At 55.1% G+C, this 14,537-nt stretch carries 10 protein-coding genes; 5 read left to right on the top strand and 5 right to left on the bottom strand.

The window, feature by feature from the left end; all coding sequences use genetic code 11:
* The first annotated feature begins 919 nt into the window (after positions 1-919).
* The 3 genes from GP473_RS02860 (at position 920) to GP473_RS02870 (ending at position 2,864) form a co-directional block, all read left to right on the top strand.
* On the top strand, positions 920-1,093 hold the full coding sequence (locus GP473_RS02860) for a hypothetical protein (protein ID WP_185769306.1): 174 nt from the start codon (positions 920-922) through the stop codon (positions 1,091-1,093).
* 408 nt (positions 1,094-1,501) lie between these two features.
* Positions 1,502-2,356, top strand: coding sequence for a 3-hydroxybutyryl-CoA dehydrogenase (locus tag GP473_RS02865; RefSeq protein WP_185769307.1), 855 nt, complete (start codon positions 1,502-1,504; stop codon positions 2,354-2,356).
* A 304-nt stretch (positions 2,357-2,660) separates the two neighbouring features.
* Positions 2,661-2,864 (top strand): CsbD family protein, encoded by a 204-nt coding sequence (locus tag GP473_RS02870; protein WP_185769308.1) that lies wholly within the window; start codon positions 2,661-2,663, stop codon positions 2,862-2,864.
* Between the two features lie 276 nt (positions 2,865-3,140).
* On the opposite strand, the gene GP473_RS02875 is transcribed toward GP473_RS02870, so the two are convergent.
* The 4 genes from GP473_RS02875 to GP473_RS02890 all read right to left on the bottom strand — a co-directional run bounded on the left by GP473_RS02875 (position 3,141) and on the right by GP473_RS02890 (position 9,554).
* Positions 3,141-4,610: an aminotransferase class III-fold pyridoxal phosphate-dependent enzyme gene (locus tag GP473_RS02875; RefSeq protein ID WP_222104968.1), complete on the bottom strand. Its 1,470-nt coding sequence runs from the start codon at positions 4,608-4,610 to the stop codon at positions 3,141-3,143.
* Between the two features lie 213 nt (positions 4,611-4,823).
* Positions 4,824-6,710, bottom strand: coding sequence for an ABC transporter ATP-binding protein (locus GP473_RS02880; RefSeq protein ID WP_186277109.1), 1,887 nt, complete (start codon positions 6,708-6,710; stop codon positions 4,824-4,826).
* 86 nt (positions 6,711-6,796) lie between these two features.
* Positions 6,797-8,029: a MalY/PatB family protein gene (locus GP473_RS02885; protein ID WP_186277110.1), complete on the bottom strand. Its 1,233-nt coding sequence runs from the start codon at positions 8,027-8,029 to the stop codon at positions 6,797-6,799.
* 52 nt (positions 8,030-8,081) lie between these two features.
* On the bottom strand, positions 8,082-9,554 hold the full coding sequence (locus tag GP473_RS02890; protein WP_186277111.1) for a carboxylesterase family protein: 1,473 nt from the start codon (positions 9,552-9,554) through the stop codon (positions 8,082-8,084).
* A 42-nt stretch (positions 9,555-9,596) separates the two neighbouring features.
* On the opposite strand from GP473_RS02890, the gene GP473_RS02895 reads away from it, so the two are divergent.
* Both GP473_RS02895 and GP473_RS02900 read left to right on the top strand, forming a co-directional pair.
* On the top strand, positions 9,597-11,699 hold the full coding sequence (locus GP473_RS02895) for a M3 family metallopeptidase (protein WP_186277112.1): 2,103 nt from the start codon (positions 9,597-9,599) through the stop codon (positions 11,697-11,699).
* A gap of 104 nt (positions 11,700-11,803) precedes the next feature.
* A complete protein-coding gene (locus GP473_RS02900) occupies positions 11,804-12,085 on the top strand; it encodes a hypothetical protein (RefSeq protein WP_185769313.1) in 282 nt (93 codons plus the stop codon).
* Between the two features lie 125 nt (positions 12,086-12,210).
* On the opposite strand, the gene GP473_RS02905 is transcribed toward GP473_RS02900, so the two are convergent.
* Entirely contained in the window at positions 12,211-14,394 is a 2,184-nt protein-coding gene (locus GP473_RS02905) for a 4-alpha-glucanotransferase (protein WP_186277255.1), read from the bottom strand.
* Positions 14,395-14,537 lie beyond the last annotated feature (143 nt).

Genomic DNA, 14,537 nt, shown 5'->3' on the forward strand with positions numbered 1-14,537 from the left:
AAAAATTTATGCTTGCGGAAAGTATAACTGTGCGTGGGGGTTTTGCATATTGCGGTCGTAGAGCCGGGATTTGTGGTATCGAGTTGTCTGTTTACTCGCTGCGAGCTTAGCCCTAGTTATGGCTGATTGGGGGGTGATCGTCGATATGAATGAGTAGGTAGGCCCCCAGTTTTATTATTAATCAATGAGTGGAGTTGCTTCAAATAACCACTCAAAAGCTAGGGAAATAGTTCGTTATGATATTAACCACGATTCTGGAACAGAAAATAAATATCTTCCTATTTCATTGGAGTTATCGCTTCTTTTTTGAAGCGTCTACTGTTCGTCGCAATTCAGTAGTTTTCGTTTTATCTCAGTTACGGCCTAAAGATCGGAGTGAGTATTCTTATGCTGGGGTGAGAGGTTTAAGATTTGTTTTGCGTCAACCCTCTAGAAATTTGCGGTGAGATAGTTCGTCGTGCCGATTAGCTTTGGCTAGGCAATGGCTTATATAGATCAGTACGCGACACTGAGCTTTCCTTTCGTATAGCGTGGGGAATAGGATACGAGGTAGGTAACCCGCTTACGCTCTTTCGGAGATGAGAGAGATGGTGGCGATCATGATATCACTTCCTAGATTTATTTGCCTTTTCATAAGGTTAGTTCGAAGCGGTTAGCTTTGGGGTTGAAAGTCGTCGGGATTATTTCTGACGATGTATTCCCAGTGAACACGTGAGGTAATTTGTTGGAGAACCTGGCGAATAGTGAGCGGGAGTGCTGGCTCTTCGTGTTGTAGTCGTCGCAATCGGCGGGCAGAAGATGCGAAAGGACTGAAAGGAAAAAGGTACCGGAGAGGAAAACAAAAATAACCCCGGGCGCTGGATAGCCAAATTATCCAGCCCCACGGGGCTACCTCCCAAGACTACATGAAAGAAAAACCATGAGAATTCTGAGCTATTGGCCGTACATCGTCTACCTCCTCAGCGGCCTGCTATTCATCGCCGCGGGATCCCATCCGGCATGGATGCTCGTACCGCTGACATGCGCCTGCATTGGAGGATCAGTCGAGCGATCTCGTGTGGAGTCCGCAAAAATCCCGGAAGAAGTTCCGTAGCAACCGGAATTACCGGAACCATCGGAATGACCGGAAAGAATCATTAGCCACCTGACCTGCACAAACGCCAAACCCCCACGTCGCGAGGACAATGGGGGTTTAGCGCTGACGTTTCAAGAGGAGAAATGACCGTTCGTGAATTGCATCCTTTCTGTTGACCAGTGAGACCTACAGTAGGGCTTGATTATTAAGGGAAGCTGTGGGAGCTCTGACAGGTCGTTACGCATTGCTTCAGTGCTTCATTAACGGTCTTCCCCGGCGTGGGAGGGGGTGTCGTGTCAAAGAATGGAGAGGGGTGGCGTCGTATAAAAATAGAAATATCCTCCTGCAAACGGTGACGGAGAGCACTGTGCCCCACTAGGCTAGGCGGAGGACACAGAAGAAATCCCGATTATTGAGGAGAACATAATGGTTCAGCGCGTAGGTGTTATCGGTGCGGGCCTGATGGGTGCCGGCATTGCAGAAGTTGCCGCCAAGGCGGGCAGTGACGTCTTGGTATGGGAGGCCAAGCAGGAATTCGCCGACGCCGGCAAGGCTCGCCTGGAGAAGTCTTTGAGTAAGGCTGTTGAGCGCGGAAAGTTGTCGGAAGAGGATCGCGACGCAGCGCTAGGGCGCCTGACTTTCACTACCGAACTCAAGGATTTCGCCGACCGTGAGATCGTCATTGAAGCCATCATCGAAAATGAGGATGTGAAGAAGGACGTTTTCCGTCAGCTGGATGAGATCGTTGAGGATCCGAAGGCGGCACTGTGCTCCAACACATCTTCCCTGCCAATCCAAACCATCGCCTCCGCAACCAAGAATCCGGGTCGAGTGCTTGGTCTGCACTTCTTTAACCCAGTGCCAGTCTTGCCACTGGTAGAGGTTATTCCAGCTCTGACCTCTGACGAAGAGGTTGTGGAGCGTGCTCAGACCTACGCAACCGAGGTACTCGGCAAGAAGGCTGTACGGGCGAAGGATCGCTCCGGCTTTATCGTTAACTTCCTGCTGGTGCCTTACATGCTTTCCGCTGTGCGCATGGTGGAACAGGGCGTTGCTACTGCTGAAGACATCGACACCGGCATGAAGCTCGGTGCTGCTCACCCAATGGGTCCGCTGACACTTGCTGACATGGTTGGCCTTGACACCTGTGCTTTTATCGCCGATGTGATGTATAAGGAGTACGGCGATCCTTCCTACTCCTGCCCTCCATTGCTACGTCGTATGGTCACTGCGGGGCACCTTGGCCGCAAGTCCGGCAAGGGTTTCTACGATTACTCCTAGCCTTTTGCTGCCGTAAATCCTTGCTCGTTGCGCGTCACCCGTGAAGGGCGTCGCGCCTACTAGGAGCTTTGATCATGGGGTTTACCAGGGGATGTGATGCAGGATGGTGGTTTTCACTCGCTGGTGTTTGTAACGGGTCAGCAACGGCTTGACAACGGGTTCACAACGCCATTCGTAAAGTAGCCTGTGAAAAATCCCTTCTGTGCTCCCCACGGCGACCAGCTGAGAAATTTTTCCGTAAGGTCGGATATGTCGGCACCTGCGAAAGACGCATGGTCCATTAACAAAGACTAAGGAGACGCGTATGTCTACCGATGAACTGAAGAACAAGGCAGAGAACCTGGGCGGCAAGGCTAAGGAAGGTCTTGGCGAGGCTACTGGCAACGATTCTCTCAAGGACGAAGGCCGCGCTGACCAGACCAAGGCTGGTATCAAGGAGAAGGCTAACGAAGCAAAGAACAAGATTGCTGACGCAGCCAACAAGCTCATTGGCGACGCCGGCGAGTAAGCCTGCTGCCAAAACTCCAGCGGGGGCGCAGCCGTTCCCCGCTAAACTGTGAAGCGTGAACAATGTGAATGAAGCGCTAAGAAAAAGCGCATAATGCGCCGATAGTCGGGCTCCTGCTCCATCTCATGATTGGGTGGAACAAGAGCCCGATTTTTAATGTGCTGATGGGGCTGTGTTGACGTGGCTCGACGGTGACATGACCCCTCAGTCCCGAAAGAGACCTCGGTGAGAAGGCGCCATGATGGACGAGGGGCAGAGTACTCCGCTTGTCGAGGGTCAGAGTGCCTTGTCGGCCTCTGTTGCCGCAGCATCTACCACATCGAGGAGGAACTTCAGCTCCTCGACAGAGGTGACCAACGGGGGAGCCAGGTGTACGCGGTTGCCAGAGACCATAGGCCACACTCCGGCTTCCTTGGCGGCAGCACCGAAAGCAGCCATGCCTTCAGGACCTAGCGGAGCCTTTGTATCTTGGTCTGCCACGAACTCGATGGCCCAGAAGAAACCCTTGCCGCGAACATTGCCGATGGAGTTATGCTTCTGTACGAGTTCATTGAGGCGAGGCTCGATGATTTCCTCACCCTGTTTCGCCACTTTGTCGAAGATGTTTTCTTTTTCGTAGACCTCAAGAGCAGCAACGCCAGGTGCGCAGGCCACAGGGTGCCCGGAGTAGGTCAGTCCACCTGGGTATGGTGTGTCGTCAAAAGTTGCTTTGACAGCTGCGGTCATCATTACCCCGCCAAGAGGAACGATGCCGGCATTCACTCCTTTGGCGAATGTGACGATGTCCGGTTGCAGGATCTTTTCAGTGCAGTGTTGCTGGCTCAGCTCGGAACCACTTGAAACCTGCTCCGGGCCGTTGTGATGGGCAACTGTTTTACCTGCGTGCTCGTAGGCGAAGAGCTTGCCGGTGCGTCCGAAACCAACCATGACTTCGTCGGCGATCCAGAGAATACCTTTGCGGTCGCAGATCTCACGTACACCTGCCAGGTAGCCTTCTGGTGGGACGATCACTCCGGAGGAGCCGACAACGGACTCAATGAGGACTGCTGCCACATCGTCCTCGAAATCAATGGTGTCTTCTAGGTGCTGCAGCGCGCGCTCGCATTCTTCCTGTTCGTTTTTCGCGTGGAAAGCAGAACGGTAGTGGAAAGGTCCCCAGAAGTGTTTGATATCTCCATCAGTGGTGGGGTTACCGTGACGGCGTGCTTCACCAGTGGCCATGATGGCGGATCCCGTAGCGCCATGGTAGCTGCGGTAGGCTGTGAGGATCTTGGAGCGTCCAGTGTGTTTACGAGCCATACGGATAGCGTGCTCGACAGCATCCGCGCCTCCGTTGGTGAAGAAAATGTGTGAGAATTCGCCTTGTGCTTTATCGATGATGGCGGCCGCGAGTTCGCCACGGGAATCGTTTGCGAACGCAGGGTTGAGGTTGCTCACCCGTTGTAGCTGAGTAGTGATGGCCGCGACGAGTGCTGGGTGGCCATGACCTAGGTTGGCGCTGACTAGTTGGGAGGCAGCGTCGAGGTAGCCTTTGCCCGAGTAATCGTAGATCCATGCGCCTTCAGCCTTGGCAATGGGTAGAGGGTTGATTTTTGCTTGCGCACTCCAGCTGTGGAACACGTGGTTGCGGTCGTTGGAGCGGGCGTGCTGTTCGGCGGCTTCGGCCTCTTTAGACCCGACGCCAACCGTCTCACCCTGTGAGTTGAGAAATTCTTTGATGCTCAATGGGAAAGAATTTTGTGCCATAAGTGGGCCTCGTACTAACTATGGGGAATCGGTGATTTTTCAACGTGCATGACTATGTCAGCTGGTAATTCTCCACTGTAGCGAAAAGCTGTGGAAGGGATGGGACAAGCCCCGTGAGTATGAACTCAGCGTGAGACGCCCTTTGATGCCAGTAGGCTCGTCTCATATATTGAGACTGTCGCCCGTAGTTATCGTTGAGGTTGAGTCCTTCATTCAGAGGCTGTGACTGTCGTTGACGTCGTTGAAGCCGAATCGCTTTAAACGCTCACGATCCGCAGCCGAGCCCGATGCCGTCAGCCTTAGTAGCTCCGAGTAGATACCACCTGATGTCGCCAGGTCAGCAGGAGAGCCAACCTCATCCACACGTCCTTTATCCAATGTGACGATGAGATCCACATTGGCGATTGTGGATAGACGGTGAGCGATGACTAAAGTGGTGCGGCCAATCATCAACTCTTCCAACCCCGCTTGCACCACGCGTTCAGCTTTCGTGTCCAAAGCTGATGTCGCTTCATCGAGAACGAGAACAGGGGCATCCTTTAACATGGCCCGGGCCACCGCAATGCGCTGCTTTTGCCCGCCGGAGAGCCGCAGACCGCGCTCACCTATGAGCGTGTCATAGCCATCTTTGAACCCCATGATGAACTCGTGGGCGAATGCACGTTTGGCGACGGCGGTGATCTCCTCTTCGGTGGCTTCCGGCCGTGCGTAGGCAATGTTTTCTCTAATGGTTCCGGAGAAGAGGGCAGGTTCTTGGAACACCACACCAACAGAAGATCGAAGGGTGTGTGCAGAGGTTTCGGTGACTTCCGCACCACACACGCGGAGCGAGCCAGAGCTTGGTGTATACAAACCCAAGAGCAAGTTGACGAGGGTGGATTTGCCACCGCCGGATTCTCCAACCAAGGCGACCTTCTGACCCTTCGTTGCCGAGAAACTAACTTCTCGTACAACAGGTTCGCCCTCGTTGTAGGAGAAACACACTCGGTCGAACTCGATGACAGGACCTGTTGCCGACGGAGAAAGTTGCGGCACGCTGCCAGCTCGGACTTCCTCCTCTGAGACCATCATGCTGCCACCTGGTGTGGCGGCGTCGATCAGGGTCGGGGATGCAGCGGGTTCTTCTAGTTCCTCCATGGCTTCAAAATATTCGCGAGAGCCTGCACCCGCGCGTTGGGCAGTGTCCACCAGCCAGCTCATCATGGTGGCGGGTTGCCGAGCCATCACCACATATTGCAGTAGGAGAACGAGTTCACCGATAGAGAAGTGGCCATGAAGAGTGCGCCAGAAAAGCATCAAATAAATGGCGAAAAATATGACGTTGAGCGCGCCCATCCGTACCGTATCCATCGCATGCCAATAACGGGACTGCTCTTTCGTTAAACCGATGACATGGGCGAAATGACCTTGGAATAAGCGGAGTTCTCTCAACTCGGTCACGAAGCTTTTGACGACCTTGACCTGACCGATTACCTCAGCGAAACGTCCCTGAGCACGGTCGATGTGCTCATTTTTCTGCTTCTCCCATACCACCCATTTCTGAGAAGTACGCGTGGTGAGGTACAGATACATCGGAAAAATCACAGCTAACAGCAGAGCTAGGGGCCAGTAGTAGACGGCGCATACACCCAGGATCATGCCGACGGTGAGCAACATGGAAAAGAAGTTATTGGCGAAGGATTTGAAGAAATCCGTCAATCCAAGGATGGAACGATCCAAACGGGAGATAATGGTGCCGGTTACCTGATCGTCGTAGTAGCGCTGCGGAAGTGCCAGTAACTTAGCGTAGTAGCGGTTTGACAGGATCTGACGCATGCGGGTCGCCATGACGTCGCCAAACCACCCACCTATATTGCGGATAACGGTGCCGCCAAGTTCGGCGACTAGGAGACCGATAGTGAGCCAAATAATGGTGGAGGTGGCCGCGTCAACGGAAGAGCGGCCGGCTAGCGCGTCCACGATAGCGTCCGTAGCTCGTGCCACGAGGAAAGGGGTAGCCATGGCTAATACGGCGGTGAGGATGGAGGTGATGATCACCACCACATAAAACGGCCATAGTTCTTTTGTGGAACGCAAGATCCGTGACAAGGACTTCAGCATGAGGCCAGACTAAGCCCAGTAGAGGATTGGTGAAAAATCACGCAACCCCAGGTACCTTCTCAGGAGCCAAATTAGCGGTATCGGTGTCAAGCGAACGGGGCAGCCGCGGCAATACGCTCGCACGCTTCGTTCAAGATGTCGCGGGAGGTCGCAAAGTTTAGACGGACATGCCCCTTACCTTGAGGGCCGAACGTCGTACCTTCTGAGAATGCCACGTGAGCTTTCTTGAGAAGAGTCTCCGCTGGATTAACCTCTAGTCCTGGTACGGCAGACAGATCCAGCCAAAGTAAAAAGCTGGCTTCCGGTCGAATGAAGCACGATCCCGGTAGAACCTCGGGGATGTGCTTTTCCAAGAAGTTGAGGTTTTCTTCGAGATAGTCTAGCTGACTGGATAGCCAGTCCTCTCCCTCGTTATATGCGGCGGCTGACGCCACCATGCCGAGGACGGATGGCTCTCCAGTACGGAGATTATGGACGTGTGCTAGCTGTGCGCGATCAGATGGGTTGGACATGATGATTTGCGCGCAATGCAGACCCGCGGTGTTCCACCCTTTGGAGGTTGCAGTTACGGTGACTGTTACCTCTGCTGCACACTGGCTCACGCTGGCTGTGGGAATATGGGTCTCGTCGCCATAAACGATGGGCCCGTGGATTTCATCAGAAATGACGCGCACTTTGTACTTATCCGCCAGTTCGGTGACCTCGCGTAGTTCTTCGGCCCGAAAAGCCCGCCCCAGAGGGTTATAGGGGTTGCATAATATGAGGCAGCCGACCCCATGAGGGTTGTCTGGATGTGCGAACAGTTCTTCCAGAGCTTTGAGATCGAAACCCCATTCTTGTTCCACTGCACCATTGATATCGGCTTCTGCGCCGGGCTTGTCCCTTTGGATCATTCCTACGAATGAAGCCGGGCGGTTGGTGGCTTTTGGAACTTCGAAAAACGGGTAGTAGCTCGGAAGTGTGATGACCACAGTGGAGCCCGGTGGGGTGAGTTCTTCAACGGCGACAGCCACGCCTTTGACCACATCGGGCACGGTGCGAACCCATTCGGGTTGGATTTCCCAGCCGTAGTGGCGCGCGCTGAAGCGGGCGACGGCTTCCTCCACCGGGAAACCTGCACCACGGTAGCCGAAGTATTCGCGATCCACAGCATCGCGGATGGCGTCATTGACGACTGGACAAGTGCTGAAATCGGATTCAGCTACCCATAGGGGGAGGACATCCTCGCCGTACCGTGTCCATTTCATTGTCCCGCGAGCCCGTAGAGTGTCCAGCGGAGGGATGGAGATGGAGTTGGAGGGCGAGTGTGTTTCAGTCATGTCGACAACCATAACGTGTATAGACAGACCTGTCTAGGTGGAGTGTCGGCGATCAGCGCTCGCCCTCTGGATAAAGGAAACGGCGCACCGGCCCATGCGAATCCTCCACAACGTCTTCTGAGCAATCGGACATATCGAAGAGTTTGGTGAGGCGCCCCGTCTCCGCGCGGAATTGTGGCCAATCTGGCTCAATACCATGAGCGAAGTTCGCAACAATGGTATGGAAACGGCGAGCCAATGGTTGGAGACGCTGCGGTGCATAATCACCACAGAAACGTGTCACCGTTAAAGGAGCCACGTTTAAACAATCGAACACTAATGCCAGATCGCCACAATGCTGTGCGTCTGTCCCTCGCTCCTGCACATTGCCCGGTCCTCCATGAAATTCATATACCCATGTCGGTGCCTGTCGGGAATGAGCTTCCATAGTGGCTACGCTGAACTTACGGATTGATGCATCGCCGATCGCCCGCCCCATAGGACGTGGAGGCTCAACCGAATTGCAATAACGGAGCCACTCATCCCAATCCTGAGACCTAGCTGGTATGCCAAACTTCTGAGAGACACGTGGAAGCCATGCTTTTGCCCATTTCCGGCGCAACGGGTTATCGGAGCGATACGCCGTATCCAGGCGCTCAGCAAAACCCACTCGGGCGAATTCATCTCGCAAAGAGCCAGTGAGTAACGGTACCGGATGCATATTCGCCGGCATGTGAGGGGACAGGCCTACCGCGCAGTCATCGTAGTAACGCCGTGCAAAATACTTGAAAGCCCTGTCTACCCGTTCCTGGCTCAGTGAAGAAACATGCTCATAGGTTAATGGTCCGCCCAGCATCATCTTCGCTGTTCCCGTGCGCTGTTCCCACGACTGTCTCGGTGCACCTTGGGAGAGCACAACTGCACGGTGTATGAGATCTTTCGTGCGCGGGCTGCCCAGGGCATAGGTCACCAACGTTCCGCCCGCCGATTGCCCCATTGCCGTGACGTTGCTGGCATCACCGCCAAAGGCTCCGATATTGCGCTGTACCCACCGCAGACCCTCAATCACGTCTTCTACCGCACGAAAATAAGGAGGTTCAGCGGCGGCGTCGAAATCCCCGGGAAGAGGTTCTCCCTCTAAGGGCAAGAAACCCTCGAACCGGAAGCGGTAATTGACGGTGACAAGAATGCAACCAGACTGGGCAAAAGCATCGCCCCGGTACCACGAGGTATCTCCGTGCCCCTCCTGAAAGCGACCGCCGTGAACGAACACGATCACCGGCAGCTTATCCTCAGGGTCGATTTTTCCTGCAGGTCGAGTAACAGACAATGTACAGCGTGAATTCGCCCCTTGCGGGATCGCCTCCACTACACCGCGGAAAGGCTGCACCGGACGCGGGGGAGCAAAGCGTTCGGCGACAGTCTGGGGCTCCTGCACGAAGGGGATGGCTGTCCAATGGGAAGCTGTGGGGCCACTCCACCCCCGAACTGTTCCGTCAGCGATACGGACATCGAGTTCTGGGTTCGGCTGTGCAGTGATGGTCATAGTTTTCAATGTTAGAGGTTAGCGGCCGTAAAGTGAGGGGCTATGGAAGATTTCCTCGCACCGTCAGAATTGCCATATGAACTCCCAGACTTTGCTCACATCCAGGTTGATAGCCTGGTTCCAGCATTTCGCACAGCGTTGGCCGACCATTGTGCGGAGATCACTGCCATTGCAGAAAATCCGGCTGAACCGACGTGGGAAAACACCATGGAGGCGCTGGAAGCGGCGGGCCAGATGCTTAACCGCGTGTTGGTGATCGTCTATAACTACGCAGGCACGATGGCTTCCCCCGATGTCCTCGACGTAGAGTCGACCGTCTCTGGTGAGCTGGCTCAGCACATGTCGAGCATCGTGCTCAATGAGAAGTTGTGGTCTCGCGTTCGTGCTGTGCCACAACAACCGGAAGGCAGCGAGGAAGCAGCGTTGCAGGAGTACTGGCTACGACGTTTCGTCCGTGGCGGGGCCAACTTATCTGCCGAGCAGCGTGAGACACTTCGCTCCATCGACGCCAGGCTTGCTGCCCTCACTACCTCTTTCGGGGCACAACTCCAACGATCCACCGAGCAGCATGCTGTTTATATCGAGAATGAGAAGGAACTGCAGGGACTGGATGAGTCTACGAGGACCCAACTTGCAGCAGCTGCTAGGGAAGCGGGGAAAGCAAGCGGGTGGTTGATCCGCTTGGGGCTTCCGAGCGTGCAACCGATCCTTGAGAACCTGGCGGATGCCCGCACGCGCGCGAAAGTTTACGAGGCGTCTCTACACCGCGCCGGGCACGATAACGATGAGACCCTGTTGGAGATCGTGCGTTTGCGGGCACAGCGTGCTGAGTTGCTGGGCTATGGCTCCCATGCGGACTATGTGGCAGAAGTAGAGACAGCGGGTTCGGTGAAAGCCGTTGAAGAATTGCTTCATTCCCTCACGCCTGCTGCTGTGGCCAACGCCTATGACGAATATAAACAGGCGCAGGACAAGCGCAATGTGGTTGAGGATGGGGAAGAGCAACACCCTATGACGGCGGCAGATTGGCCGTACTGGTCAGCGAAACTGCGTGCGGAACAGCTCAATGTCGATGAAGCCGAGTTGAAGAGGTATTTTCCTTTAGAACAGGTGATGGTCGATGGTGCTTTCTACGCAGCCGAACGGTTGTATGGCCTGAGGGTTACCGAGCGCACTGATCTGGTGGGATACCATCCGGATGTCCGGGTGTGGGAGATCTGCGAGAGGGATGACTCCGCTCATCCCGGCGCAGAAATAGGTCTTCTTCTCACCGACATGTATGCGCGACCGACGAAACGGGGCGGCGCGTGGATGAGCAGTTTTGTTGATCAGTCCAATCTCATTGGGCAACTGCCTGTGGTGGTTAATGTCATGAACATTGCCAAACCGGCGGATGGTGAGCAGGCATTGTTAACGATGGACGAGGTGACCACTGTATTCCACGAGTTTGGTCATGCGCTGCACGGACTGCTCTCAGATGTGCGCTACCCAAGTCTTTCCGGCACTTCTGTCCCTCGGGACTTTGTGGAGTTTCCATCGCAGATCAATGAAAACTGGGCGGTGGAGCCGGAGATTCTTGGTCACTATGCTCGCCACATAGACACGGGGCAGCCGCTATCTGCCGAGCTGATTGGGGCTGTTAGACAACAAGCCAAGTGGGCGCAAGGGTTTGCGACAACCGAGTACCTGTCTGCATGCATAGTTGATTTGGCGTGGCACAAGTTGTCTGCTGAAGAGGCGGAGAAGGTCACGGATATCGACGCTTTTGAGAAGCGGGCTGTAGAAGATGCTGGCCTTTATGTTGAGGGACTGGTCGCTCCGCGTTACCGCTCCGCTTATTTCAACCACATTTTCTCGGGTGGCTATTCCGCTGGTTATTGGAGTTACCTGTGGGCTGAGGTGCTGGATGCGGATGGGTTCCAAGCCTTCATCGATACGGGAGCTGCTCGCGGTGAAGAACACGAGGGTGGAGATATTGATGCCGAGGATGTGCGTTTCGCTGGGGATCGTTTCCGCCGGATGATCTTATCTCGCGGTGCAACAATCGATTACGAGGATGCTTTCTGGATGTTCCGAGGCCAGCAGCGCAGCGTGGAACCTCTTCTTCGCCGACGCGGATTATCTGGTGCGATCAGCGAACCCTAGGAATCTCGAAGGATATGAAAACAGACCCTCAGAGTCCCCGTGGAAACTCAGACGTCGTGGAGAATCTGGGGTATCGCTGGGGATAGGACTACACTAGGTGCGCAATGTTTGAATGGCTTATCAACCTTCCTGTGTGGATCCAGACCCCTTTCTTAGTGATTGTCGCGCTCGTGGCTTGTTTTGCCCTGGCGACTCTGTTTCACGCACTGCTGTGGAGGATCCTTCCGCCTACCGAGGAAGAAAAGGCCATCGCCGGGTATGGTGTGGACGGCTCGGTTATCAAGAAGCTTATGCTCGTAAAAGCTACTGATGAGGGTAGCGGTGACGTCGGGAAGAATCAGGCGGTTACCGACGGCACCCCAGACCACGGAGAGAAGAAAGGATAAACATGAAGCATCACTCCAAGGTGCGCCAGGCGCTGATCCTGCTTTTCGTGATCTTGATTGTGGCGTGGATAGCGACGCAGCTGTTCTAAAGTCGTTTTCACAGCCGGCAAACAGCTTGGGGCACGCTAAAACTCACCCCGGGCGGCAGCCAGCACATCGTGAGCCAGCGTGAGTTCTGAAAGATCCTCCACCATCACCGACCTACCAGTGTGATCGCAGAGCGGGATACACCAGTTCGGGTACACATCATGTGTGGTGCCAGGTTGATTCTGGGCACGCAAATCCCCAACCATATCCACGAGAGACACACACCTTAATGCGGAGGGGGTCATGGAGAGAAAACGGTTCATCCCTTCCAGGATCCCCGTGCTGACTAGCGCGTGAGTACTGCTGAGTCCATCTGCGCCGCCTGGACGGTTGTCACGCCCATGCTGAGGATTCTGTGCTTCGCGAAGTACGCCAGAGTTTGCTTCAGTGGTGAAGTAGCTTTCACAGTTAAGCCCTGCGAAAGCTCCTGCAGCTCCCATCATCGATAGGACTTGAGACTGCCACTGAGCATCTTCCGCGTACTCCTCGGCGGGATCGCGTGTGAGCACACCCAGTTTTTCCCGCAGGTCGATGTGCCCGCCGCGCAAGTACGAGGCAGTAGGAGGGAGATCGTGAGTGGTCACGGATGTCAGTGCTAATTCACGGTAACGATCGGGAGTTTTCGCGCCGTGGGCATCACCCTCGAACCACACAATGGAAGTTCCCATGATCCCTCGACTGGCCAGGTATTCCTGAACCCAAGGCTCAAAGGTGCCGAGATCCTCGCCGATGACAACAGCGTCTGCGCGCTCTGCCTCAAGAACGAGGGCACCGATGAGCGCTTCGTGGTCGTAGCGCACGTAGGTGCCTTCGGTTGGTGAACCCATGCGGGGAATCCACCATAGCCGGAACAGACCCAACACATGGTCGACGCGGATACCGCCGGAGCTGCGCAGTATAGTGCGCAGCATGTCGCGCCACGGTTTATAACCCTCCTCAGCCAATTTCCACGGGTGCCACGGTGGCTGAGACCAGTCCTGGCCTTGCTGGTTATAGCCGTCCGGGGGAGCTCCTACGCTGGCGCCGGGTGCCAAAACATCCGCCAAAATCTGGGAGTCAGCACCGCCTGGGTGCACACCGACGGCGAGGTCAGCCATTAATCCAATACGCATGTGTTGGGTCAGCGCGGTGTGTGCGGCAAGTTCTTGTTCTTGGCATAGCATCTGTACCCATGCAAAGAACTCCGCAGTGAGCTTCATACCATGTTGTGTGGAGTATTCACTGGCTGCGTTTTCGCACCACGTGGCGAATCCTTCGAGACCCAGACCTTCGTGTTCGCGGTAGTGGCTGAGAGCCTCTCTGCGTTGATTTCCTATTCCGGCATCCCAGAGCATGTAAAGCGCGCGAAGTTTGGAGGACATGACCGGATGGCGGTTGAGCTCTTCAGAAGTGCCGTTGGCCTGCGCGAGGTTTTCTTTCATTACCCCGATGGTTTCGTGAAGTTCAGGATGCGCGTGATATTCCGGTGTATCCTCCACGCGAATGTAGATCGGGTTGGTGAAGCGACGGGTAGTGGGAAGGTAGGGGGAATTTTCCACTGGCGGTACTGCTTCGGCGGCGTGCATCGGGTTGACGAGGATAAAGTCCGCCCCGCCTAGTTTCTGCAGCGATTGCCCGAGCATTGTCAGAGTGCGGTAGTCTCCCATCCCCCATGCGTCACGGTCTCGCACAGAATATAGCTGAGCCATGACGCCGGTGGCTGGTTGGGTGACGAACCGTTCAGCAGAGCCGAGGCGCTGTGGGGAAACCAGGAGGGTTGAGGTTGCGTGCTTTTCTCCAGTGGGGCCGCTGATGCGTGCGTGTAATTCGTGCCAGCCTGCGGGCAGTTCGGGTAGCTCGAAGGTGGCGGTGCCGTAGGTGGTGGCGTCGATGGTCACGGGGTCTACCCAGATGTTGAGCTGGGGGCACCTGATCTCTTCGTCTTTTTCAGTGATGACCCAGGCTTCTACTGTGTCGCCATCGATGCAATGAACCTCTACGTTTCGGCGCTGGCCTGCGATCGCCGTGATTGTGGGTGCAATGAGCTTGGAATATCGCGACGCCAGGAGTGCCTTTTTGGCGTCTTCCAAGGAAAGCTGGGTGGGAACTGCGGGAAGCTTCAGGCCTAATTCCCGCAAAGCGAAGAGTATGGTGGCGGGGGTTATGTCAACGGGCTGTCCATTCTGTCCTATGTAGCGGGTGGCTACACCACAGAGCTCGGCAAGCTCGTGGAGAAGTTCCAGCTCGCGGTCGGAGAAATGGGAGGGGGCATCGGGCGATTCGGTGACGTTCACATTGGTTATTGTGCCGATAAAGGGGGTGATGAGCCAATGGAATGGGGGAGATGTGTATTTATTTTTGAAAGACTGGAACGTGATCCGTTTCA

Origin of the sequence: Corynebacterium anserum (assembly GCF_014262665.1) — a bacterium.
GTDB classification, from domain to species: domain Bacteria; phylum Actinomycetota; class Actinomycetes; order Mycobacteriales; family Mycobacteriaceae; genus Corynebacterium; species Corynebacterium anserum.